Genomic DNA, 22,586 nt, shown 5'->3' with positions numbered 1-22,586 from the left:
AAAGGGAGGAGGAATACCACGTGTGGGAGGACATTAAAGAATTTGCATCCACGTTCTTCGTAACTGGTGACCCACTGATTTACGGTGCGGACGTATCGATTGTGCTGACAATGCTCGCGATCGTGTTTGTCCTGACCAAATATAAAAAATGGGGTTGGCTCTGGCGTGAATGGCTGACTACCGTTGACCATAAACGTATCGGGATCATGTACCTGATTTCATCGCTTCTCATGCTGTTCCGCGGTGGGGTTGACGCCCTGCTGATGCGTCTGCAGTTGGCATTCCCGAATCTGGAATTTTTGCATGCCGATCACTATAACGCGATCTTTACCACTCACGGTACGATCATGATTTTGTTCATGGCGATGCCGATGATGTTCGGTTTGTTCAACATGGTCGTTCCGCTGCAAATCGGGGCGCGCGACGTTGCGTATCCGTTTTTGAACGCACTCAGCTTCTGGCTGTTTTTCCTTGGGGCGATGCTGTTCAACCTGTCTTTCGTTATCGGGGGTTCCCCGGACGCAGGTTGGCTGTCTTATCCGCCATTGTCGCAAAATGATTTCAGTCCAGGACCAGGGCAAAACTTCTGGATCTGGGGAATTCAAATCTCCGGTATCGGTAGTTTGGCAACAGGTATCAACTTTATCGTAACGATTCTCAAAATGCGTGCACCAGGTATGACGCTTACCAAAATGCCGCTGTTTAGCTGGTCTGTTCTGTCGTCCAGCATCATGATTATTTTTGCTTTCCCGATCTTGACTGTCACCATCGCACTTTTGTTCCTTGACCGCTTTGCAGGTGCGCACTTCTTCACGATGGATGGCGGCGGTAACCCGATGATGTACCTGAACCTCATCTGGATGTGGGGTCACCCTGAGGTGTACATCGTAGTTGTACCAGCGTTCGGTATTTTCTCTGAAGTTGTGGCGACATTCTCGCGCAAACGCATTTTCGGTTACAAATCCATGGTGTGGGCTTTGATGGCAATTGCGATCGCGTCCTTCTTCACATGGGCTCACCACTTCTTCACAATGGGTACAAGCGCCAGCGTTATCGCCTTCTTTGCGATCTCGACGATGGTCATTGCGATTCCGACCGGTGTGAAGGTGTTTAACTGGCTGTTTACGATGTTCCGTGGTCGGATATCCTTTAAACAACCGATGCTGTGGACCATTGCGTTCATTCCTTGCTTCCTCGTAGGGGGAGCGACAGGTGTCATGCTGGCGGTAGCTCCGGCAGACTACCAGTACCACAACAGCTACTTCCTGATCGCCCACTTCCACCAAGTGTTGATCGGTGGGGTTGTGTTCGGTTACCTGGCAGGTATTTACTACTGGTGGCCAAAACTGTTCGGCTTCAAGCTGGATGAGAAGCTGGGACGTTGGGGCTTCTGGTTCTGGAACATCGGTTTCTATATTTGCTTCATGCCGCAATACGCGCTTGGCTTTATGGGTATGACTCGCCGTTACTACACATACGGTTGGGATCGCGGTTGGGAAGACCTCAACCTCGTATCGACTGTCGGTGCGTTCATGATGGGGATCGGCTTCATTTTCCAAGTATGGCAAATCGCTTACAGCATCAAGCACGGAGAACGGGATACGACAGGGGACCCATGGGATGCACGTACCCTGGAGTGGTCGATTCCATCTCCAGCGCCGTTCTACAACTTCGCTGTCGTTCCGCATGTGAAAGAAGCGGATGACTGGTGGGCAACAAAACAAGCAAAAGCAAATGGCACGTATAAACAAGAGCCGGCGCATTTGGAACCGATTCATATGCCGAAGAACTCTGGTATTCCGATTATCATGTCGACCTTCTGGTTCTTGATCGGATTTGGATTCACCTTTGGATGGGTATGGATGGCCGTAGTTGGATTCATCGGAGTTGCCGTGTGCATGTGGGTACGCTCCTTCCAATATGATACGGATTATTACGTACCGGTGGATGAAGTGCGTCGCACGGAGGCTTCACTGGGGAGGGTGTTGTAATGATGGCTAATCATCACGACCATAGTCATGGCCACGACCATCATGAAGAGCATGAGCAACTAAAGGTTCTTGGCTTCTGGATTTTCGTAGTTACGGACTGCATTTTGTTCGGTACGCTGTTTGCCACCTATGCAGTAATGATGCATAGCTTTGCAGGCGGACCGACTGGAAAAGAACTGTTTGAAATGCCTGGGATCATCGCTTCAACTTTTATCCTGTTGACCAGCAGCTTTACGAGCGGACTTGCTGTGCTGGCGATGAACAAAGGAAAAGTAAAAGAACTGATCGGATGGCTGGCGGTTACAGCCGTCCTGGGTCTGGCCTTCGTCGTGCTGGAGATCAACGAGTTTACGCACTTGGCGCATGAAGGAGCAACCATCGCGACTAGCGGTTACTGGTCCGCCTTCTTCACCCTGGTTGGAACGCACGGGTTGCACGTAACCATCGGTCTGTTCTGGATGGTCGCGCTGATGATGCAGTTGAAGCGCCGCGGTATCAATGCGGTGACTCGCCGCAAAATCACCAACCTGAGCTTGTACTGGCACTTCCTGGACGTTGTGTGGATCTTCCTCTTCACAGTCGTCTATCTGATGGGGGTGATGTAAGATGACACAACATCAAAATCATGGCAATCACGATCACGGGTCGCTGAAGTCGTACGTCATCGGCTTCGTCCTCTCGATTGTGCTGACCATTATCCCGCTGGTGCTGGTCATGAACCAGATGCTCGAAAAAACGGCTCTCGTAATCACGATCTTGGTGATGGCCATCTTGCAATTCGTTGTTCAACTGTTCTTCTTTATGCACATTCGCGAGGGAGAAAAACCGCGCTACAATGTACAGACATTGATCCTCGGTCTCGTGATCGTGTTTACGATCATCGCAGGTTCCATCTGGATCATGATGTTCAACAAATACTAAGCAGAATTATAGTGAAAAAGCCAAAAGGCGTGAGTCAAGCGATCGGTTGCTTGTCTCGCGCCTTTTTCTTGCTCCGTCATGTTTAGCGTGCTAAGATAGACGGAAATTATTGACAGCACATTCGAAAGGCAGTGGGAGTATGGCAGAGCAGCTCGTTTTGGTCAAGCCTTCCGCCCGGCGACAGCAGGAGTATTTGGCTTATTACGAAGAATGGAAGCAAAGCGGGGAACCGTTTGTCCCTTGGGTGGCCGGGCGCGAGCCGTACGATTTTGGCGCTTATCTGGCGTTTCTTGCCAGCGAGGGAAGCGAAGAAAGTATTCCGGCCGGCTGGGTTCCGCACTCAACCTACTGGCTGGTGAACGGCGAGGACAAAATCTTGGGGGTAGTCAACATTCGCCATCGCCTGAACGAGCATTTGTACAACGCAGGCGGCCATATCGGCTACGGCATCCGGCCGAGCGAAAGACGAAAAGGCTACGCGACGGCGATTCTCGCGCTCGCGCTGGACAAGACGAGAGAGCTTGGCCTGGAGCGGGTACTGGTTGTGTGCGATCGGGACAATACCGGCTCGGAAAAAACAATTCGCGGCAACGGCGGGGTGTTGGAATCCGAGTTCACGGAAGCGGACGGCAATGTGGTGCGGCGGTATTGGATTGCATTGCATTGCGATAGAGCCAATCCCAACGATTAAGGCGGTACCAGGGACAAAGGCTATCACTTTTTTCAAGGCTAACGCGTCCTTTCTATTTTACCTGCCGCCAACCCTTTTCTTTTTCAAAACAAAGTATATAATTATGTTGTGTAACGTATTTTGGAAAGGGGAGATTTCTTTGTTTGATATCGTGATTGTTGGAGCAGGCCCAGCGGGTGGAAGCGCAGCATTGTTTGCCGCGAAGGCGGGGAAAAAGACGTTGTTGATTGACAACGACAAGAGCATGACCAAACGCGCGTGGATGGAAAACCACTATGGCATCATGGAAATCTCGGGCCCTGACCTGATCGAGACAGGGAAAAAGCAGGCTGCCAAATTCGGGGCCGAGCTGGTGGAAGACCAGGTAACTAACGTGAGGAAAACCGAGCAAGGACTGGTCGTGGAGACAGCGGAAAAAGGCTCGTTCGAAGCGAAGCATGTCATTTTGGCGACAGGCGCGGTAGTGGCGCTTGCCGAAGAGATTGGCGTCAAGACAAAAGATGGCACGGAGCCGCGCATCAAGTCGGTAGTAGACGTTGACGCACAAGGAAAAACGAACATCGAAGGCATTTGGGCGGCAGGCACGTGCGCAGGCGTGAGCGTACATACGATCATTACCGCTGGCGACGGGGCGAAAGTCGCGATTAACGTCATCAGTGAGCTGAACGGCGAGCGTTATGTCGATCACGACGTGTTGAAAACAAACTGAGTAGAGATGTGCAGGCACCTTCTCTTTTCTGAAGAGAAGGTGTTTTTTTCGCAGCAGTAGCAAATGCTTCCTGCCCTATATTTTTGCAGACATATGGTCAAATTTGAATATAATAGTTTATATTAGTTTGATTTGACTGATAGGAGGAAAATGGCAATGATTGCCAAGGAAAGCAACGTAAATTTTGTCGTCGCAGCGCTCATGCTGGGGCTGTTGATCGCGTCCATGGACAACACGATTGTGGCGACAGCGATGGGGACGATTGTGGGCGAGATGGGCGGCATGGACAAATTCGTCTGGGTGACGTCCGCGTACATGGTCGCGACGATGGCCGGGATGCCGATTTTCGGCAAGCTGTCCGACATGTACGGGCGCAAGCGGTTTTATATTTTCGGCCTGATCGTTTTTTTGGTCGGCTCCATTTTGTGCGGGACCGCGAACAGTATTGTCGAGCTGAGCATTTATCGCGCGATTCAGGGGATTGGCGGCGGCGCGTTGATGCCGATTGCCTTCACGATCATTTTTGATGTGTTTCCGCCGGAAAAACGCGGGAAAATGACTGGGCTGTTCGGGGCGGTTTTCGGTACGTCCAGCGTGTTCGGGCCGCTGCTTGGCGCGTACATTACGGAGTATGTCAGTTGGCACTGGATTTTTTACATCAACGTGCCGATCGGGGCTTTGTCGCTCTGGTTTATCAGCGTGTACTACAGAGAGTCGCTGGAGCACCGCAAGCAAAGCATCGACTGGTGGGGAGCGATTACGCTTGTCGGAGCGATTGTCAGTCTGATGTTTGCCCTGGAGCTTGGCGGCAACCAGTACGCCTGGGATTCCGTGCAGATCATCGGGCTGCTCGTAGCCTTTTTGCTTTTGTTCATCATCTTTTTGTTTGTGGAAACGAAAGCGTCCGAACCGATTATTTCGTTTGCGATGTTCAAGCAGCGGCTGTTTGCGACGACGAACGCGGTCGCGCTGCTGTACGGCGCGGCTTTTATCATTACGACCGTCTTTTTGCCGATCTTCATCCAAGGGGTGTACGGCGGGTCTGCGACCAACTCCGGCCTGCTTTTGACGCCGATGATGCTCGCCTCTGTCTGCGGCAGCCAACTGGGCGGGTTTCTCACGACGAAGACGAGCTTCCGCAACATCATGCTGTTGTCCGCTGTCTTTTTCGTACCGGGGATTTTCCTGCTGAGTACATTGTCGCCCGACATGGCTCGTTCGACGGTCACGGTGTACATGATTTTGACTGGCTTTGGCGTCGGCTTTTCTTTTTCCGTATTGGGGATGTCGGCGATTCACGGCTTCGACATGCGGCAGAGAGGCTCGGCCAGCTCGACCAACTCTTTTTCCCGCTCGCTCGGCATGACGCTGGGCATTACCGTATTTGGCATCTTGCAGCGCAACCAGTTTGAAAACGGCATGGCTTCGACTTTTTCGGGGCAAGGAGCTGTCGGGGCGATCACGGACCCGCGCGCGATCTTGACGCCGGAAGCGCGGGCGGCTATCCCGGCTCCTGTGCTGGAGACGATCACGGACATTCTCGCTTCCTCGATTGCTCAGACGTTCATGTGGGCGCTCGTTCCTGCCATTCTCGCCGTCATCTGTATTGCGCTGATGGGGAACGAGAGTGCGCTCGGCAGGGCCAAAAACGCACCGCAAGCAAACCCGGAACGCGGGTAAGAGGAGAGGGCCATGAGTCTGAAATTGCTTATTTTAGGGCTGCTGATGGAAGGGGAGCGACACCCGTATGAAATCCAGCAGCAAGTGAAGACGCGAGGAATCGACTGCTACGTCAAGTACGCCAAAGGCTCCCTCTACTATGCGATCAATCAGTTGGAAAAGGGTGGGATGATCGAGGTTACGCAAGTCATTCGCGAGTCGAACCGCCCGGATAAGACAATGTACCGGATCACCAAAAAAGGGGAGGCAGAGTTCCAGGAGCTGCTTTTGCAGGAAATGCGCAAGCCGATGCAGTTGACAAACCCGATCTACGCAGCTCTGACTTTTGCTTCCCACGGCGATCCGGCGAAAATGGGAGAGGCGCTTGCTACAAACATCGAGGAGGTACAGCGGCAGGCTGCCTTGCTCGAATCGATTCTCGAGCAGCAGCGAGCGCGGCTGGATTGGGGAGCGAGGACGATTTTGCTCGGGGCGATCGAGCATCTGCAGGCAGAAGTGCGCTGGTTGGAGCGCATCCGCGAAGAAGCGTGGGGCCGCCAGTTTTGAATTTATTATGAACATTGGGCAATTCCCATCATTTTGATAGTTTTTCATTTATAATGATGATAATTACAGGCAAGGATGGTATCCGCTCATGATGAATACCGCACTCGGACGTTTTCGCGTCATCGGCATTATCGAAGGAATCTCGTATTTGGTATTGCTCTTGATTGCCATGCCGCTAAAGTACTATCTCGACTTTCCGGCCGCTGTAAAAATCGCCGGCTCGCTGCATGGGCTGTTTTTTGTCCTCTATATTTTGGCACTGGCGCATGTTACATTTAAAGACAGATGGTCTGTTCTCAAGGTGATTGGGGCGTTTATCGCGTCGCTCTTGCCATTCGGCAACTTCGTTCTGGATGCACGATTGAAAAAAGAGCAATAAAACAGCAGAGTTTGCAGCGAAAAAAGGCGGGTCAGCGTACCCGTCTTTTGAGCACCATCAGACAGAACCGATCATACATAAGCGCAACGCTGTTCAAATATGGATCGCGATGGGGGAGGATCTGTGTGGAGACCAGAATTTTGGCAGGTGTTCTTTTATGGGATAACGAAGGGCAATACGTTCTCGAAACCGGGATGGAGAATCGGTACAAGCTGGTGCTGCCACAGATCATCACATTTACGCAAAGCGATGAAAAAGTGGCGTCAGATGAATTGGGCGAGCAGCACGTCGGCAAAAACGTGATTGCCAGATGCTTTGTGTGAGCGAGGGTAGGCACGAGCCTATTCTGGAACGAAAAACGACAGACTATTCCGAAAAATAAAGGGGCGGTGCACATGGAACTGCGCGAGCGATATACAAAAACAGGCGGAAATCAAAGGCTCCGGGTACGTCGTGGAATCGCTGGAAGCGGCGCTGCCTGGGCGGATGCTCGACCTGCTCGCGAAAAAAGAGTGGATAGAAGCGCTGGCGGGTAAATTGTACGAGCACAGCCGCGCCTAATCAGCCTCTCGCGGGGAAAAACCGACCGCACGAGCGGATTCAGGATTCACGCTGCCGTTGCAGGCTGGCTCAAGTATCCAGTCGGCAGCTTCGGCTGGGGATTTTGCGCAGTTCCGCACGTCGCCTAGCCTGCTCGTGCCGCCCTTTCCGACCGAGCAAGCACGGCTTGCGGTGGAAGATTTTTGCGCCTTTTTCCGTCTGGATTTTGCCTGGAAGATCGATTATATTGTAGTAATTGTGAGTACATAACATATTGGCCCGAGTAGATTCGGGTGGGGGTAGGGGAGCATGGGCTTCGAGTTTGTGTGGATCATCATCGGGATCAATATTTTGTACGTGTCGTTTTTCACGTTGCGACTGCTGATGGTGATTAAAGGGTATCGTGTGCTCGCTTCGCTGTTGGCGATGGTGGAAGTATTCGTCTATTTGAAAGGACTCGCGATTGTACTCGACAACCTGGACAATCCGGTCAACCTCGCCGCGTACTGTATCGGCTGGGGAATGGGTGTGTACATCGGCAGCAAAATCGAGGAGTATTTGGCCTTGGGCTATGTCACCTTGCAGGTAGTGGTCGATTCCGTCGACCTGGATGTTCCTGTGCGGCTGCGCGAGCACGGCTTCGGCGTCACCTCCTGGGTGGCAGAAGGCCGGGACGGGCACCGCCTCATGATGCAGGTGCTGACCAAGCGCAGCAACGAAAAAAAGCTGTGGCAGCTCATTCATGAGATCGCGCCAAAAGCGTTTGTCATTTCTTTTGAGCCGAAAAACTTGAAGGGCGGCTTCTGGGTCAACCGCCTGCGCCAGTAGGAGCAGCCGTTCCATTTCCATTTGTAAAAGATGCCAGTCGTCTTCTGTGCCACACAGGCAGGAAGCGGCTGGTTTTTTGTTTGTCTGCTCGGCCAAAAAGCCGGGTCCTACGCCTTTATTATTAGAAAATTATAAAGAGAAATAAAATACTTTGTATTTTTCTGTAGATTCGGGTAGTTCGTCCTTACCATACAAACTATGACAGAGAGCAAGGGGGGATCTGGTTGATTAGTTTTCATCAAGTCAACAAACATTACGGGAGTTTCCACGTCCTGAAAAACATCGACCTGCATATCAACCAGGGAGAAGTAGTCGTCGTCATCGGCCCGTCTGGATCGGGGAAAAGTACGATGGTTCGCTGTATCAACAGATTGGAAACGGTTACAAGCGGAGAGCTGCTGGTAGACGGGGTAAAAGTAAACGACAAAAACACCGACATCAACAAGCTGCGCCGCAATATCGGCATGGTGTTCCAGCACTTCAATCTGTATCCGCACAAAACCGTGTTGGAAAACATCACGCTGGCGCCGATCAAGGTGCTGGGCGTATCGCAGAAGGAAGCAGAGGAAACGGCGCTCTACTACCTGGAAAAAGTAGGGATTCCGGAGAAGGCGGAAAAATTTCCGACCCAGCTCTCCGGCGGTCAGCAGCAGCGTGTAGCGATTGCGCGCGGACTGGCCATGCGCCCGAAAATCATGCTGTTTGACGAGCCGACCTCGGCGCTCGATCCCGAGACGATCGGGGAAGTACTGGACGTCATGAAAAAGCTGGCGAAGGAAGGCATGACGATGGTCGTGGTCACCCACGAAATGGGCTTTGCCCGCGAAGTGGCAGACCGGATCGTGTTCATGGACCAGGGCAGGATTCTCGAAGAGGCTACGCCGCAAGAATTTTTCGAAAATCCGCGTGAAGAACGCGCGCGCCTGTTCCTGAGCCGGATTTTGAATCACTAGACATTCACTTAAAACAATAAAAAAGAGATGAGGGGTAATTCAGATGAAGAAAAGTGTATGGAAAAAACTCGCAGGTATGGGTCTTGTATTGATGCTGAGCGCAACCGCACTCGCAGGCTGTGGCGGGGGCAAGACAGAAGGCGGCGCGGCAGGCTCTGCATCGAATGGCGCGGCGGCTGGTGCCGGAACATTGGCAAAAATCAAGGAAAGAGACAAGTTTGTCGTAGGCGTGAAGTACGACCTGAACCTGTTCGGTCTGAAAGATCCGTCGACAGGCAACGTAGAAGGCTTCGACATCGACATCGCCAAAGCGATTGCAAAAAAAGTGCTCGGTGACGAAAACAAAATCGAGCTGAAGGAAGTTACCTCCAAAACGCGTATCCCGATGCTGAAAAACGGGGAGATTGACGCGATTATCGCGACGATGACCATCACCGAAGAACGCAAAAAAGAAGTAGACTTCTCCGATGTGTACTTCATGGCAGGACAGTCTTTGCTGGTGAAAAAGGACAGCCCGATCAACAGCATCAAAGACTTGCAAAAAGGCATGAAAGTGCTGACCGCAAAAGGCTCGACTTCCGCGAAAAACATTCGCGAAAGCGCACCGGATGCAGAAGTGCTTGAATTTGAAAACTACGCAGAAGCCTTTACCGCGCTCAAAGCTGGACAAGGTGACGCGCTGACTACCGATAACGCCCTGCTGTACGGAATGGCGAAGCAAGATCCAAACTACCGCGTAACCGAAGAAACATTCACCGAAGAGCCATACGGAATCGCGATCAACAAAGGCGACGCCGAGTTTGTAAAAACCGTGAACGACGTGTTGAAAGAAATGAAGGAAAACGGCGAGTACGACAAGATTTATGAAAAATGGATCGGGGAAAAACCAAAAAAATAAGCGGTTCGACTCCATGACGGATGAGCGGTTCACTCTGCCGCTCATTCCCTTATTTTCTTACGACTAGGGGGATCGCAACAGAGATGATCGATTTTTCTATCTTGTTTGAGCACTGGGACATGTTTATCGAAGGCTTCTGGAACACCGTGCAAGCCAGCCTGCTCGCTCTTGTCGGGAGCTTGGCTTTAGGGACGCTATTCGCCATTTTTCGGATTTCGCCGATTCGCCCGCTCAACTGGATCGGTACGGCTTACGTCGAGTTTGTGCGCAACATCCCGCTGATTCTCGTCGTCTTCCTGTTCTTTGTCGGCCTGCCGGCGCTCGGGATTGTACTCGCGCCGTTTGTCGCTGGTACGCTCGGGCTGACTGTCTATACGGCAGCGTTTATCGCGGAGACGATTCGCGCCGGGATTCAAGCGATTCCAAAAGGGCAAATGGAAGCAGCCCGTTCCTCGGGTCTGACTTACAACCAGGCGATGCGCTACATCATTTTGCCGCAAGCGATCAAAGTCGTAATCCCGCCGATGGGCAACCAGTTTATCAACCTGGTGAAAAACTCTTCGGTGCTTGGCGTCATTGCAGGTCTTGACCTGATGTACTTCGGCGACCTGATTTCCGCCGATACGTTTGTGACGTTTGACGTTTACATTTTTGTCGCAGTCTTTTATCTGATTCTGACACTTCCGTTGAGCTTGCTCGTAGGCTACCTGGAGCGACGCTTGGCTGGAAGCCGCTAAGGGGAGGGGACATCATGGACTTTATCGGAGCATACGCGCCCAGTCATTTGACCTTCCTGCTAGAAGGTTTCTGGATTACCCTGCAGGTTGCCTTTTTATCGATTGTGTTCAGCTTCGCCATTGCCATCGTCGTAGGGGTGCTTCGCTACGCGAAAATTCCCGGCGTCTCCCAGGTGCTGGCTACCGCCGTCGAGCTGATTCGCAACTTGCCGCTCTTGTTGATTATTTTTTTCACGTACTTTGCCTTGCCGGAAGTCGGCATCAAGCTGGACAAGTTTTATGCGGCTGTGCTGGCACTGGTCATCTTCGAGGCGGCCATGCTGTCGGAAATCGTGCGCAGTGGTTTAAAATCGGTGGAAAAAGGGCAGATTGAGGCTGCGCGCTCCTCTGGCCTTACCTACGTGCAGACGCTCTGGCACATTGTGCTGCCACAGGCGCTCAGACGGATGGTTCCGCCCATCGTCAGCCAGTTTATCTCGCTTCTGAAAGACACTTCGCTCGCGGTCGTGATTGCGCTGCCGGAGCTGATGAACCATGCGCAAATCATCAATGGCCGCAACGTCAACTACGTGATTCCGACTTTCCTCTTGGTGGCAGTCATGTACTTTGTGGTCAACTACGCTTTGTCGATCGTATCCAAACGTCTTGAAAACAAACACGCCTGATGCAAAAGCATCTTTTCCGATCTCCAGTTCTTTGTAAAATAGGAATGGGAGATCTTTTTACGTGCTAAAGGGGGCATCTATGCGCGAGCGCCTGTTGGTCCTCATGATTATTATGCTGGCAACCGCCTTTTTCGGAGAGATGAAGGTCAACCCGCTCGGGGGAACGTTTCGTTTCTCGCTGGGGATTGCCGCTTTCTTTTTCGGCCTGCTCTGGTTTTCGTCCGTGCCCGTGATCTTGACCGGCTTTTTGACCGGGACGTTCATTCTCGTCTTCCGCGTCGGGCTGGATTTGTTGATGGAATACCGCCCGTTGCTGGAGAGCGTGTCTGTCCATCTGCCGTCCGCGTTTTACTACTTCAGCTTCGCGATTTTGTTCCGTGTGCTGCGGGCCCGAGACTACCTGGAGTTTCCGCTGAAGATGGGGCTGATCGGCGCGTCCGTCGACTTTTTGTCCAACCTGGTCGAGCTGCGCGTGCGCGAGTATTTTACCGACTTTCCGCCGCTTACGTGGCAGAGCTTTTTCATGCTCCTGATCTTCGGCGTGTTGCGCAGCTTTTTTGCCGTCGGCTTGTACAACAGCGTCTCGATCCGGCAAATTCGCGCGGTCGGGGAGGTGCGGCAGCAGGAGCTGGAGCGGCTGCGGATGATAAATACAGAGCTGTACGAAGAGGCGTTCTACCTGCGCAAGTCGATGACGCAACTGGAAGACATCACGCGCGAGAGCTATCGGCTGTACAGGCGGCTCTTGACCTCGCAGCACGCCGAATCTCCGACGGCATTGACGATTGCCGAAAATGTGCATGAGGTGAAAAAAGATTCGCAGCGCATCCTCGCGGGCATCTCCAAGCTGATTAACCAGGAAGGGCTTGCTTCCCAGCTTCCGATCAGCGAGCTGTGCGAGCTGGTGATGAGAGCCAACCGGAAGTACGCCGAAATGCTGGGCAAAGAAATTCAGTTTACATGGAGCTGTTATGTCAGCTTGTCGACGAATCAAATCTACGCGCTGCTGTCTGTGCTGAACAATGTGGTCGCCAATGCAGTAGAAGCGATTGACGAATCGGGTAAAATTGTACTGAATGTCCAACTGGACGGACGGCACATCGTCTTTTCCGTGCTGGACAGCGGACCGGGGATTTCGCAAGAGGAACGGGAATGGGTGTTTGAACCGGGCTATACGACCAAGTATGATGAAAAAGGCAATGCGTCCACCGGCATCGGCCTGACACACGCCAGAGGCATCGTGCAGAGCTTGCAGGGACAACTGCAAATTTTGCACGACAGAGGGCTGTGGACGCATTTTGAAGTGCGGATTCCGACGGATCAATTGCTGAGAGGGGAGGGAGTATAGCCGATGATACGTTTCTTTTTGATTGAAGACGATGCCGTGGTGCGCCGCATGCTGGAGCGCATTATTGCAGACAGCGGCCTGGGCGAGATCGTGGGCCAGGCCAGCGATGGCAATCGCGTCTCCATCGACCAGTTGTACGGAGTGGATGTCGTGCTGATCGACCTGCTCATGCCAGGGCTAGACGGCATCCAGACGATCAAGAAGCTGCAAGCGGAAGGATTCACGGGCCGATTCATCATGGTTTCCCAGGTGGAAAACAAGGAGATGATCGGGGAGGCTTATTTGCAGGGGATTGATACGTTTATTCAAAAGCCGATCAACCGCCTGGAAGTCATTTCTGTGCTCAGGAGGGTATCCGATTACTTGACACTGGAAGCCTCGCTGCAATCCATCCGCAAGTCGCTGCAAATTTTGGATGTCAAAGGAAAAGAGCAGCCGGCGAGCGGGCTGAAAAAACCATCCTCGGACGAAGAGAGCCTCGCGCAAAAAGCGAGACAACTGCTGCTGCAGCTCGGAATCGCCAGCGAAGCGGGAGCGCACGATCTTTTGGTCATCATGGGCTGGCTCGCCCAGAACGAGCGGGAAGTGGACAAGCTGCGCGATTTGCAGTTGAAGGAGCTGTACACGCAAATTTTGACCAAGCTGCATGGCAACCTCGATGAACAGGCGCTGACCAAAGAAGTGCGAGCGATGGAGCAGCGCATTCGCCGCATGGTGCTGCAAGCGTTTACGCATTTGTCCTCGCTCGGCTTGACGGATTACGCCAACCCGACCTTCGAGCATTTTGCCCCGCGCCTGTTCGATTTCCAGGAAATTCGCCAGCGGATGCAAGAGCTGGAGGCCGGAGAAAAAACGACGAAATGCCGGATCAGCGTGAAAAAGTTTTTATCTGTTTTTTATATGGAAGCAAAAGCGATTTGAACCGGGGGAAAAGCTCACATAGCGTTCCGTCATGAAGGGAATCGCTTCGGCAAGGAAATGGCGGTTATCACATACATCCATCAATAGTGAAAAAGAGCTTGGGGTCGCTTCCGTCCCCAAGCTCTTTATATGTGTAGGCAAGCTACGCATGCGCGCGCGATACCAGCTCGGCAAACGCGCCGTACAGGCCGACGGTCCCGTACTGCTTCTGGTAGCTGCCAATCGTGTCGTCGCGGACGATTTGGCCGTTCATGAGAAAAATCGCCCGGTCCGCCACCGCGTCAGCGACCTGGAGCTGGTGCGTCGAGAAGATGACGGATTGTCCCGCCAGCCGCAGCTCGCGCACCAGGTCGACGAAGGCGTCCATCCAGTAAGGATCGAGGCCGTTCGTCGGTTCGTCCAGGACGACGAGCGCGGGCTTCGCCAGAATCGCCTGGGCGAACAACAGCCGCTGCTGCATCCCTTTGGAAAAGTGCGTCACGCGCTTATTGCGGGCATCGTGCAGGCCGACCGCCTTCAGCATTCTGTCGGCGTCCTCGGCGGTGCGGTTGCGCAGGGCGGCGTAAAACTCCAGCGTTTCTCGCGCGGTCAGGCCAGCGCTGAAGGAGAAGTGGTCAGGCATATACCCGATCTGCTGCAAGTATTCGACGCGCTGCTCCTCCCAGGTCAGGCCGTTGAGCTGGATCGTGCCAGCAGTGGGGCGGAGGATGCCGACCAGCATGCGCAGGATCGTGCTTTTGCCCGCGCCGTTTCCGCCGCACAGAGCGACGACTTCGCCAGGCTCGATGCGCAGGCTGAAAGGATGGACAATCGTTTTGTCGTTGATCGTTTTGCTTACCTGATCGACGGTAAGTCCGAAGCTTTGCACGGTGTTACCTCCTTTCCCATGCCCGGGTAGCGATCCACAAGGTCGCGCCAATCCAGAGCAGACAGAGAGCGACGAAGCAAACGTCGCCGAGCGCAGAGTCAATCCAGTAAATCCACTTGTAGTATTCGGGGCCGAAGATCGCGCCGCCGCCCAGCCTGGTCACAGAGTAAATCCGCACAAATTCAGCCGGGTTGAAAAAGGTCACAATCTGCAACAAAGGCTTGATCCACGTATAAGGTACGAAGCTGAGTACGGAAATCAACAGCGTCGGCCAGGCCAAAATGTAAAAGAACCAGATGCTGACGCCCATCGTCAAAGCTTGCCAGCGGTTGCGGCACAAGGCGCCGATCACCATGGCGATCCCTAAAAACAGCAGAATGAGACAGATGGAAAAGACGAGCAAAAACAGCAGGGTGGAAAAGGCAAAGCTTTTTCCGAGCAACAGTCCAGCCACGCCGGAGACGCCGTAGCCGAAGCTGATGATGGCGATTAGCACCAGCGCCTGTCCCGCGTATTTGCCCACGAGAAACGACGAGGTCGTCATCGCGTAGGTGGAGAGAAGCTGCCAGCTCCCTTCCTCTTTTTCCGCCGTGAGGGAAAAAGAGGAGAGCAGCATAGTCATCAGCGGCAGCAGGTACAAGATCAGATTGAGCATGGTGCCTGTCGTGTACGTATAGCCTTTCATGTAGGACTGCGACTGGATGATGAGCAGCCCCAGGCTAAACAGGGAGAACAGCGCCATGAAGGAGTAGGACCACGGATTGCGGAAGCCTACCTTCACTTCCCGTTTGGCGATCAGATTGATGTGCAAGGCTCTCCACTTCCTCTATTAGTGGTGTGTCGTTGTCGTCGTGCTGCTGCCGTGCGCAGGGGTGCTCTCCATGTCGCCCGATTGATGTCCGCCCGAGGAAGGGCCTTCCGAAGAATGCCCGTCCTTTTTCATATGCTTGCTCATGCTGCGCTCCCACGTATGGTTTTTCAGGCCTTCCGCGTCCATGATGACGCCTTTCTTTTGCTCCGCGACGAATTTCTCCGCTTCCGCCTTGTCTTTGAACGAGTAGATGCCGTAGCTCATCGGCGTTTTGAACTCTTTGTCATAGGCGAATGTCGCCTGCTCGGCTTTTGTCCACTCCGCTGTGTAGTAGTCGCGGACGTACTGCATCGCGACTTCATCGGTGCCGTGCTGTTCCGTCCATTCGTGCAGGCAGCCGATGTCGTCGAATTTGAGCGCCTTGCCGTCTTTCAAAATGATTTCGGTTGCGTTGTGATCGTTCGGGACGTGCATGTGGCAAATGTCGCATTTGTCCACGCCTTCCGCGATCTCGACAGGCTGTGCTTCTTCCTTGCCGCAGCCGACGATGAGCAGGCTGATGCCTGCGATTGCTCCGAGTGTGGTCACCCATTTTTTCAAATTCATCATGATTTTTTCACTCCTACGTAAATGAATGTACAGCTTCCTGCCAAAAGAATAAGGCCAAGGATGCCTGCGCCCCAGTTGCTGCCTGTTTCGGCATTAGCAGAGACGACAGCAGAGGTCGGCATCAGCGGTGTTTCGTCCCGGATCGGGCTGCCTGCACCGCTCGTAAACAGATTTTCCAGAAAGACGAAGCCCGGCGATTGGAAAAACAACTGGTAAGCGGGAATCGCGTCTGTCAGGCCGAGGTAAAACGGATTCATTTCATACGGCAAATCGCTTTTGTGGTCGCCGTCCACATCGAGGCCGAGCAGGTTGTCCCAGTAGTTGCCGTTCAGGTTGTCCGTTGCGCTGTCCTGGGCCTGGGCGGCGATGACATTGGAGATGAAGTGGTTGTTCGTCCACGTATTTCCCGCGGAGGCGATCAACTGCATGCCGACGAAGTTGAGCGAGAGCTGGTTGCCTGTGACCGTAATCCCGCTGGAGCGCTCCAAGTATAGCCCGACGCGGTTTCCTTCGATGTGGTTGTCCGCAAGCAGCGAGTTTTGCACGTCGTAGAGCAGGATGCCCTGGGAATTGGGGTTTTTTTGCTGCTTCAAAAACCGGTTTCCGACGACGGTGGCATCGGCTGTTTCCATCAGCATCGCGCCTGTGACGTTTTCGCTGCCTGTATTGTTCTTCAGGGAAGTTTGCGTGGTGCCCATCAGGTGGTAGCCGTAGCGCGATTTTTCCACCCGGTTTTGCGTGAGCTCGTTCCCAGTGCTTTTTTCCAGGTAAATCCCGTCAAAGACGTTTGTGACCTGATTTTCAATCAGTCGGTTGTCGTGCGAGTCGTACAGGTCGATGCCGTTTCCTTTTTGGGCCTGGACCGTCACCTTTGGCTTGCTCGCGCTTTTGGACAGATGCGCGCTGTGGTCGTGGCCGGCATCGCTTGCGCTGCCTCTGTCCTTTACCTTGCCGATGACCGAGACGTTGCGTATCGTGTTGGCATTCGCGCCTCGCAACTGAATCCCGGTTCCCATCGTTTCCACGGTGACTTTTTCCAACAGGTTGCGGCTGCCGCTTACGATGATGGAGGCGTCCTCGCTGTTGATTCGTCTGTCCAGCACCGTAATGCCTTGCAAAGTCACGTCGTCTGCCGCGATCGTCAGAGCGGCTTCCTCGCTCGGATTGGTCAGCTTGACCTCGCCTTTTGCCAGCAGCTTGAGCGGCTTCGTGATGCGGATGGGACCTTCGTACTTGCCTTCCGGTATCGTGACGGTGTCGCCTGGCGCTGCTTGGTCGATCAGCGCTTGCAGGGACGCTTCGGCCTGCGCCGGATAAGCCGCTGGCAGGATGAGCACAAGCGCCAATGAAGATGCCAGCAGCAGGCGGAACGCGGTTTGGTTTTTTCTTGTGCGAGTCAGGGTAGATTCCCCCTTTGTAATGAGAGCTCTCGAACTTTCCTCCTGAGGGAAGGGCGGCCAGCTACATTCAGGATAGCAGTCCCTTTTCATTTTCGGATGACTCAAACGGGCTATAAAACGTGTCAAAAATCGCAACGATTTTATAAAAACTGGAAGGAGTTGTCGGCAGGCGGACACGGCTGGAAGACGGCGGGGAAAAAACGCTTTCCTCGCTGCTTTTCGGACAGGGGGAGGAAAATGGCAGATTGGAAGGCAACATCGGCATAGAAAAACGCTTCCCCGGAAATAGCGAGGGAGGCGTTTTTGCGTGCGCTACGCATGGGCTTTGCTATTTCTAATATTTGGGTGAAATGGACAAGGGAAAGTTCCGATACATACAAAGAAGAGATAAGGAATAATATTACAAAGTTTCTTTAATGAGGGATTTCATAAAAGATAATAAAGGCGGTACGAGCTATGGAGCATAGGGATGAAAAGATACTGGCATTATTGAATGAATCGGAAAAAGCGAGCGTTCCCCTTAACATTTGCACCGGACCAGTCAGGGTGGGAAGCCGCTTCTACGAGTTTGAACAGCAAGGATTTTGGGACAACAAGGTCTGCTTGTTTATCCCAAAAGAGTTTGAGGACATGCCTGACCATTTGCGGGCAGTCAAATATCCGTACCAGCAGCGCCCGCAGATTATCAAAAGCGATGAGACGGGCGGCATTAATTTTACGTTGAGCAGGGTCGACCAAGACTTGCAGGACCAGTAACAGCGACAAGAAAATCATTTTAACTGCCCAAGAGGATATTGAAATCATCGGGGGCGAAAAGGTGGTCATTCATGGAGAAGCGGGCGTAGACCTGAAGCAGGCCGATGCTACCTTAAGCATCGTAGACGATGTGACTTTAAGCGGGGCGAAGGTAAATATCAAATGAGCAAGCGGATGGACAAGCAGGCGGCCATGCATGATTTTTGGCAGAATTATGTGAGGGATCGGTGGCAGCACGACCTGATCGAGATTGACCAGCGGTACCGCGAGAAAAAGGAAAGCATCGAGAGCGGCTTTTGCGACACTTTCCAAGCGTTGTGCGCACAGGCAGCCAGGCAGCAGGAGCAGGGGGAAAGGGGGAGATTTGCACCATCTACTTCTCTTTTCTGCGGACAAGCATTCTGGAGAACAGGGCCGCATACCGTCTGGACGCATATGATGAAAACTGGTTTTTGGACAGGACGGAATGCTCCGTGGTGTGGGAAGCGGACTTCATCTTTGCTCCCTTGTTCCGGCGGATGGCGGAGCTGGAAACGGTCAAGTCCTGTTACGCAAGAAAGATCACGTCGATGGACATCGAGCGGATTAAGCTGATAGAAGCGATCAAGTACCATTTGCTGACGGTGGAATTTATGAGAAGCATGGTGCCCATGCTCCTGGAGTGCCAAGGCTTCTGCCAGATGGCCAAATCTCCGAAAATTTGCCTGTTGGCCGGGGAATACCGGGATCAATCCGAAGTTTTGTACGCTCATCCGGGCCCGGCAGCGAAACAAACCAATGGAGCGGGAGCGTAATCACGGACTATTTTTTGCTGAAATAAGATGAACGGTATACGGATGTGCCCTTGTTACTTGATGTCCACAAAAAAATCGACACGCGGGATATCCATCCCACACGCGCTTATAAAATCGCCGACCCGCTGATTTTCCATGTCAAAGCGGGAGAAGAGAGCAGCTATCTCGACATTTTTGATCGTCAGTTGCTTTTGCTGTCGGACAAGCTGAAGCGGGTGGTGGAAGCGTACGAACCCGACACTTTGTTTAAGCTGGTTCCGCTGATTGACCTCTCCCGTCACAGTCAAAACAACTACTATCTGCCCATCTTGGAAGAAGTGGAAGCTGTCAGCCCCCGAAGCGAATTTAACCGCGACAAAAGTGTGATAAAAAGGCTGGTGCTGTTGGAAGAAAAGCTGCGCGGGAAAAAGATCGTCCGGATCAAAGAGAGCGAAAAACCGCTGATCGTCGTCCGGTTGGACGTGGCGGAGAGCATTCTGCGGCGGGATTTGACAGGAATCCGGCTGGAACGAGTGCCGGTTGAATAAAGGAGGGACCGATGATGCAGGGAGGAACGCGCTACGTGGTAAGAGGGGCGAAAATGCGTTGCCATTGCGGCAGCCACTCCAGGCGGATTAACTTGCCCGTCAGCCACGGCTCGTATGCGAACGGAAAACCTGTGATGAACAGTGAAGATTACAAAGCGGGCGAGAATATCGCCCATTTCGGTATTTGCACAAGCCCATCCAATCCCAGCAATGCCACCATCTATTTGATCGCCGAGGACGGACAAACCATCGCTGGCAAACCTTGCACGCCTACAATCTGCGCTCCCTGGCTTCAGGCGAAGGAAGAGACGAGAGTAGAAGGCAAAGCGGCACTTACGACCGATTCCCAGCTCATCTGCGGTTACCAGGGCATCATCCGGTTTCTCACAGACGGGCAGCATGACGAATAAATCCAAGCGGAGGCAAATGAGGGATGACAGGGTATGAGCGTATCCGGGTAACAGCGCCTTACCGGATCAAACGAATCGAAGATGTACGGATGGAGTGGAAGCCCAACGAACACGCGCGGTTGTACCTGCGGGGCGTCGTGGACGACAGCGAAAAGGTGAACGCCGTGCTGCAGGCTGCTTCGGACGATGAAATCCATCTGTATGACAGTGATGGCAAAACCGAAACCACCATCTTCAAAGGAATAGTGACTTCTGTGCAGATCGCCCATACGCAAGGAGTTTACGCGATTGAAATAGAAGGGCAGTCCGGAAGCTTCCAGCTCGATGTAACGAAAAAGCGCCGCTCCTTCCAGCAGGCAGAGATGACCTATCCCAAGCTGGTACAGGAGGTCATCAAGACTTACCCCGGCCACAACGTGACCACCAGCATCGGGGAAGGAGTTCAGATCGGGGAGCCGATCATCCAGTACGACGAGACGGATTGGGAACTGCTCAAGCGGCTTGCCAGCCATTTTCACGCCGTTCTCGTCAGTGATATCATGGAGGCGACACCGCGATTTTCTTTTGGACTGCCCCAAGGGAAAAGCTACACCTTGCCGGACGATGTGGCGTATACGGCGAGCAAGGACTTGTTGGCGTACCAAAAAGCGGGCGGAGATGCGGCAGGCTTGCACGATACGGATTTTTTCACCTACGAAATCGAGTCCGGCGAGCCGTATGCGATCGGAGATGAAATTTGGTTCCGCAACAAGCGGATGGTCGTCAGCGAAGTGAGGGCGCGAATGGAGCGGGGGCTGTTTGTCTATACGTATCGCTTGTCCCGGATAGACGGCATACGGCAGGGACGCATCCACAACGCCAAGCTCTCCGGCGTCTCGCTGGAAGGCAAGGTGCTTGCGGTCAAAGGCGAGCAGGTTAAGCTTCATCTGGATATAGACAAGCAGCAGCCCAAGGAAACAGCGTATTGGTTTCCGTTTGCCCCGCCTACAGGCAATGTGATGTACTGCATGCCGCAGGTGGGCACGAGCGCCAGCCTGTATTTCCCCGATGCGACGGGAAAGCAGGCGGTGGTGCTTGGCTGTGTACGCAAAAACGGGGACAGTTGCGCGAAGACAGGCAACCCGAACATCCGGTATTTCGGCACGGAGCACGGAAGCGAACTGGAGCTTGCCCCCACGGCCCTTACCATCGTGAGCGGATGCAAGGAGCCGTTGAAGTTGACCCTGGACGATCACGTCGGGATTACACTGACCAGCCATAAAAAGCTGGTACTGAACGCGAAGGAAGAAATCTCGCTCTATACCCCAAAGCGAATCGTCATCCAGGCGCAAAGCCAGATTCTCGCCAAGAAAACGAGTGCGCCAAGCGGATTTTCGCTGGAGAGTGAATACCACTTCCTGGGGGCTGCCGTTCACGTGGAAGGACGGGACCGGACCACGTTTCCCGCGTATGACGACGAGCCGCAGCAAGGAACACCCCCACCTCCGGAACCGCCGTTTGATTGGGGAAAACTGGCCGTATGTGTGGTAGCGGCCGTGGCGATTGTCGGGGCCGTGGCGTTGACGGTAGCGACGTTTGGTGCCGGTGCGGTCATTGGGGCAGCAGCAGTAGGGGCCGCTTTGGGAGCGATAGGCGGCGTCGTTATGACTGCCTCGTCCGATCTCATCCACGGAGAGGCGAGCAGTCCTTACGAGTATGTCAAAAGCGCGGCCCAGGGGGCTGTGATCGGAGCGGTATGCGGAGCGATTTTCGGCCCCGTCGCCGGCATCGGCGGAGGAGCGGTTGTTCCGCTGACGGGAGGACAAACGACCGTAGGGCTCGGCTCGGCGATGTTTATGGGAGGCTCATCGGGCTACATTGATTATTCGCTGCGGGAACTGTGGGACGGGCGAACACCGGACGGAGGCAAAGCGCTGGAATCGTTTGCGTTTGGGGCAGCGCTGGGAGGAGCTTTTTCCGTAGGGGCGTCCTGGCTAGCTAAAGGTGCCGAGAGGGTTAAGGGGGCGCTGAAGCGGGGGGCGAGTTCGAAGGTTGAGGGGACGGGTGAAGTTCCTAAAGTTAGTCCGAAAATTGAAGTGAATTTTAAAACTGGTTATGATAAGCATCTAATTGAAGTAGAAGGCTTTAAAGCAAAACCGACTATAGGAATAAAAGGTGGTCATAACCTTGAAAACTTCGAAAAGTACATTTTAGACAACTTTGGTGATCAGGTTAAGAATATTAACCAAGCTGTGACAAAAACGCCTCATCCCGATATCCCAGGAATTTATGAGATTAAATACAAACTTCCTGTTTATGACGGACTGAGCACAGCAAACGGTGGAAAAGGAAACTTTACTGGCCAGTGGAAAGAGTACAAGAATCCAAAAACTGTATATGATCCGAAAGTATTCTCTGATGAACAAATATTGAAGTTAGGAAGAGAAGCAATTGAAGAGGGCATTCGAAGTAATAGAATAAGAATAGATCCACGACCAAATGCTGTTTCAGATGAAATTGTTGGATATGTTGAAGTTAACGGTAAAAAACTGCAATTTATAGGATATAGGGACAAAGTTACTGGAGAAATAACAAACTTTTTCCCTGTAATATCGAAAAACTAGT

At 53.0% G+C, this 22,586-nt stretch carries 25 protein-coding genes; 21 read left to right on the top strand and 4 right to left on the bottom strand.

From position 1 onward, the window contains the following. Positions 1 to 20: 20 nt before the first annotated feature. The 16 genes from AC27IT_RS08930 (at position 21) to AC27IT_RS08855 (ending at position 13,807) form a co-directional block, all read left to right on the top strand. Positions 21 to 1,991, top strand: a complete 1,971-nt coding sequence (locus AC27IT_RS08930) for a cbb3-type cytochrome c oxidase subunit I (protein ID WP_005835023.1) — start codon at positions 21 to 23, stop codon at positions 1,989 to 1,991. Between the two features lie 2 nt (positions 1,992 to 1,993). Next, the gene (gene cyoC / locus AC27IT_RS08925; RefSeq protein ID WP_025848022.1) at positions 1,994 to 2,596 is read left to right on the top strand and encodes a cytochrome o ubiquinol oxidase subunit III; all 603 of its coding nucleotides are present in this window, start codon (positions 1,994 to 1,996) and stop codon (positions 2,594 to 2,596) included. Between the two features lies 1 nt (position 2,597). Beyond that, a complete protein-coding gene (cyoD, locus tag AC27IT_RS08920) occupies positions 2,598 to 2,912 on the top strand; it encodes a cytochrome o ubiquinol oxidase subunit IV (protein WP_005835019.1) in 315 nt (104 codons plus the stop codon). A gap of 139 nt (positions 2,913 to 3,051) precedes the next feature. After that, entirely contained in the window at positions 3,052 to 3,603 is a 552-nt protein-coding gene (locus AC27IT_RS08915; RefSeq protein WP_025848024.1) for a GNAT family N-acetyltransferase, read from the top strand. 139 nt (positions 3,604 to 3,742) lie between these two features. Then, complete coding sequence (locus AC27IT_RS08910; RefSeq protein WP_025848025.1) at positions 3,743 to 4,312, top strand: FAD-dependent oxidoreductase; 570 nt, start codon at positions 3,743 to 3,745, stop codon at positions 4,310 to 4,312. Between the two features lie 156 nt (positions 4,313 to 4,468). Further along, positions 4,469 to 5,992, top strand: coding sequence for an MDR family MFS transporter (locus AC27IT_RS08905; RefSeq protein WP_025848027.1), 1,524 nt, complete (start codon positions 4,469 to 4,471; stop codon positions 5,990 to 5,992). 12 nt (positions 5,993 to 6,004) lie between these two features. Next, entirely contained in the window at positions 6,005 to 6,538 is a 534-nt protein-coding gene (locus tag AC27IT_RS08900; RefSeq protein ID WP_007781730.1) for a PadR family transcriptional regulator, read from the top strand. Between the two features lie 88 nt (positions 6,539 to 6,626). Further along, entirely contained in the window at positions 6,627 to 6,917 is a 291-nt protein-coding gene (locus AC27IT_RS08895) for a DUF3817 domain-containing protein (protein WP_005835010.1), read from the top strand. 125 nt (positions 6,918 to 7,042) lie between these two features. Further along, positions 7,043 to 7,240 carry a hypothetical protein gene (locus tag AC27IT_RS08890; protein WP_005835007.1) on the top strand — a complete coding sequence of 66 codons (198 nt, stop codon included), beginning with the start codon at positions 7,043 to 7,045 and terminating at the stop codon, positions 7,238 to 7,240. Positions 7,241 to 7,766: 526 nt separating this feature from the next. After that, complete coding sequence (locus AC27IT_RS08885) at positions 7,767 to 8,285, top strand: DUF2179 domain-containing protein (protein WP_005835003.1); 519 nt, start codon at positions 7,767 to 7,769, stop codon at positions 8,283 to 8,285. Between the two features lie 224 nt (positions 8,286 to 8,509). Continuing rightward, complete coding sequence (locus tag AC27IT_RS08880) at positions 8,510 to 9,238, top strand: amino acid ABC transporter ATP-binding protein (protein WP_005835001.1); 729 nt, start codon at positions 8,510 to 8,512, stop codon at positions 9,236 to 9,238. Between the two features lie 43 nt (positions 9,239 to 9,281). After that, on the top strand, positions 9,282 to 10,136 hold the full coding sequence (locus AC27IT_RS08875) for a transporter substrate-binding domain-containing protein (protein WP_005834999.1): 855 nt from the start codon (positions 9,282 to 9,284) through the stop codon (positions 10,134 to 10,136). An 83-nt stretch (positions 10,137 to 10,219) separates the two neighbouring features. Further along, entirely contained in the window at positions 10,220 to 10,873 is a 654-nt protein-coding gene (locus AC27IT_RS08870; RefSeq protein WP_007781739.1) for an amino acid ABC transporter permease, read from the top strand. A 14-nt stretch (positions 10,874 to 10,887) separates the two neighbouring features. Next, a complete protein-coding gene (locus tag AC27IT_RS08865; protein WP_005829028.1) occupies positions 10,888 to 11,538 on the top strand; it encodes an amino acid ABC transporter permease in 651 nt (216 codons plus the stop codon). A 79-nt stretch (positions 11,539 to 11,617) separates the two neighbouring features. Beyond that, positions 11,618 to 12,886, top strand: coding sequence for a sensor histidine kinase (locus AC27IT_RS08860; protein ID WP_005829030.1), 1,269 nt, complete (start codon positions 11,618 to 11,620; stop codon positions 12,884 to 12,886). 3 nt (positions 12,887 to 12,889) lie between these two features. Then, positions 12,890 to 13,807, top strand: a complete 918-nt coding sequence (locus tag AC27IT_RS08855) for a response regulator (RefSeq protein ID WP_005829032.1) — start codon at positions 12,890 to 12,892, stop codon at positions 13,805 to 13,807. A gap of 142 nt (positions 13,808 to 13,949) precedes the next feature. On the opposite strand, the gene AC27IT_RS08850 is transcribed toward AC27IT_RS08855, so the two are convergent. From AC27IT_RS08850 to AC27IT_RS08835, 4 genes are read right to left on the bottom strand one after another with little or no spacing between them, the layout of a single operon-like run. Next, complete coding sequence (locus tag AC27IT_RS08850; protein WP_005829038.1) at positions 13,950 to 14,675, bottom strand: ABC transporter ATP-binding protein; 726 nt, start codon at positions 14,673 to 14,675, stop codon at positions 13,950 to 13,952. Between the two features lie 4 nt (positions 14,676 to 14,679). Beyond that, positions 14,680 to 15,486, bottom strand: coding sequence for an ABC transporter permease (locus tag AC27IT_RS08845; RefSeq protein ID WP_487091743.1), 807 nt, complete (start codon positions 15,484 to 15,486; stop codon positions 14,680 to 14,682). Positions 15,487 to 15,504: 18 nt separating this feature from the next. Next, the gene (locus tag AC27IT_RS08840) at positions 15,505 to 16,095 is read right to left on the bottom strand and encodes a nitrous oxide reductase accessory protein NosL (RefSeq protein ID WP_005829041.1); all 591 of its coding nucleotides are present in this window, start codon (positions 16,093 to 16,095) and stop codon (positions 15,505 to 15,507) included. Next, positions 16,092 to 17,441 (bottom strand): right-handed parallel beta-helix repeat-containing protein, encoded by a 1,350-nt coding sequence (locus tag AC27IT_RS08835; RefSeq protein ID WP_174435234.1) that lies wholly within the window; start codon positions 17,439 to 17,441, stop codon positions 16,092 to 16,094. Before AC27IT_RS08835 ends, AC27IT_RS08840 begins: the two co-directional genes overlap by 4 nt. Positions 17,442 to 17,951: 510 nt before the next feature. Between AC27IT_RS08835 and AC27IT_RS08830 the strand changes: the two genes are divergently transcribed. The 5 genes from AC27IT_RS08830 to AC27IT_RS08810 all read left to right on the top strand — a co-directional run bounded on the left by AC27IT_RS08830 (position 17,952) and on the right by AC27IT_RS08810 (position 22,585). After that, positions 17,952 to 18,251: a hypothetical protein gene (locus AC27IT_RS08830; RefSeq protein WP_283858799.1), complete on the top strand. Its 300-nt coding sequence runs from the start codon at positions 17,952 to 17,954 to the stop codon at positions 18,249 to 18,251. A 296-nt stretch (positions 18,252 to 18,547) separates the two neighbouring features. Beyond that, positions 18,548 to 19,045 (top strand): hypothetical protein, encoded by a 498-nt coding sequence (locus tag AC27IT_RS08825; RefSeq protein WP_487091742.1) that lies wholly within the window; start codon positions 18,548 to 18,550, stop codon positions 19,043 to 19,045. A gap of 50 nt (positions 19,046 to 19,095) precedes the next feature. Next, entirely contained in the window at positions 19,096 to 19,572 is a 477-nt protein-coding gene (locus AC27IT_RS08820) for a hypothetical protein (protein WP_487091741.1), read from the top strand. 11 nt (positions 19,573 to 19,583) lie between these two features. Further along, on the top strand, positions 19,584 to 19,982 hold the full coding sequence (locus AC27IT_RS08815) for a DUF4280 domain-containing protein (protein WP_487091740.1): 399 nt from the start codon (positions 19,584 to 19,586) through the stop codon (positions 19,980 to 19,982). Between the two features lie 23 nt (positions 19,983 to 20,005). Continuing rightward, entirely contained in the window at positions 20,006 to 22,585 is a 2,580-nt protein-coding gene (locus AC27IT_RS08810) for an EndoU domain-containing protein (RefSeq protein ID WP_487091739.1), read from the top strand. Position 22,586 lies beyond the last annotated feature (1 nt).

The organism is Brevibacillus sp. YAE8 (assembly GCF_057543335.1).
Note: the sequence above shows the minus strand (reverse complement) of the source record. Positions and strands in the feature narration are given on the sequence as shown.

Bases quoted from the DNA above. Each gene is read 5' to 3' on its own strand.
- AC27IT_RS08915 (WP_025848024.1), top strand. From the start codon at position 3,052: ATGGCAGAGCAGCTCGTTTTGGTCAAGCCTTCCGCCCGGCGACAGCAG.
- AC27IT_RS08815 (WP_487091740.1), top strand. From the start codon at position 19,584: ATGATGCAGGGAGGAACGCGCTACGTGGTAAGAGGGGCGAAAATGCGT.
- AC27IT_RS08895 (WP_005835010.1), top strand. From the start codon at position 6,627: ATGATGAATACCGCACTCGGACGTTTTCGCGTCATCGGCATTATCGAA.
- cyoC (WP_025848022.1), top strand. From the start codon at position 1,994: ATGGCTAATCATCACGACCATAGTCATGGCCACGACCATCATGAAGAG.
- AC27IT_RS08865 (WP_005829028.1), top strand. From the start codon at position 10,888: ATGGACTTTATCGGAGCATACGCGCCCAGTCATTTGACCTTCCTGCTA.
- AC27IT_RS08885 (WP_005835003.1), top strand. From the start codon at position 7,767: ATGGGCTTCGAGTTTGTGTGGATCATCATCGGGATCAATATTTTGTAC.
- AC27IT_RS08875 (WP_005834999.1), top strand. From the start codon at position 9,282: ATGAAGAAAAGTGTATGGAAAAAACTCGCAGGTATGGGTCTTGTATTG.
- AC27IT_RS08810 (WP_487091739.1), top strand. From the start codon at position 20,006: ATGACAGGGTATGAGCGTATCCGGGTAACAGCGCCTTACCGGATCAAA.
- cyoD (WP_005835019.1), top strand. From the start codon at position 2,598: ATGACACAACATCAAAATCATGGCAATCACGATCACGGGTCGCTGAAG.
- AC27IT_RS08830 (WP_283858799.1), top strand. From the start codon at position 17,952: ATGGAGCATAGGGATGAAAAGATACTGGCATTATTGAATGAATCGGAA.
- AC27IT_RS08900 (WP_007781730.1), top strand. From the start codon at position 6,005: ATGAGTCTGAAATTGCTTATTTTAGGGCTGCTGATGGAAGGGGAGCGA.
- AC27IT_RS08870 (WP_007781739.1), top strand. From the start codon at position 10,220: ATGATCGATTTTTCTATCTTGTTTGAGCACTGGGACATGTTTATCGAA.
- AC27IT_RS08905 (WP_025848027.1), top strand. From the start codon at position 4,469: ATGATTGCCAAGGAAAGCAACGTAAATTTTGTCGTCGCAGCGCTCATG.
- AC27IT_RS08855 (WP_005829032.1), top strand. From the start codon at position 12,890: ATGATACGTTTCTTTTTGATTGAAGACGATGCCGTGGTGCGCCGCATG.
- AC27IT_RS08860 (WP_005829030.1), top strand. From the start codon at position 11,618: ATGCGCGAGCGCCTGTTGGTCCTCATGATTATTATGCTGGCAACCGCC.
- AC27IT_RS08840 (WP_005829041.1), bottom strand. From the start codon at position 16,095: ATGATGAATTTGAAAAAATGGGTGACCACACTCGGAGCAATCGCAGGC.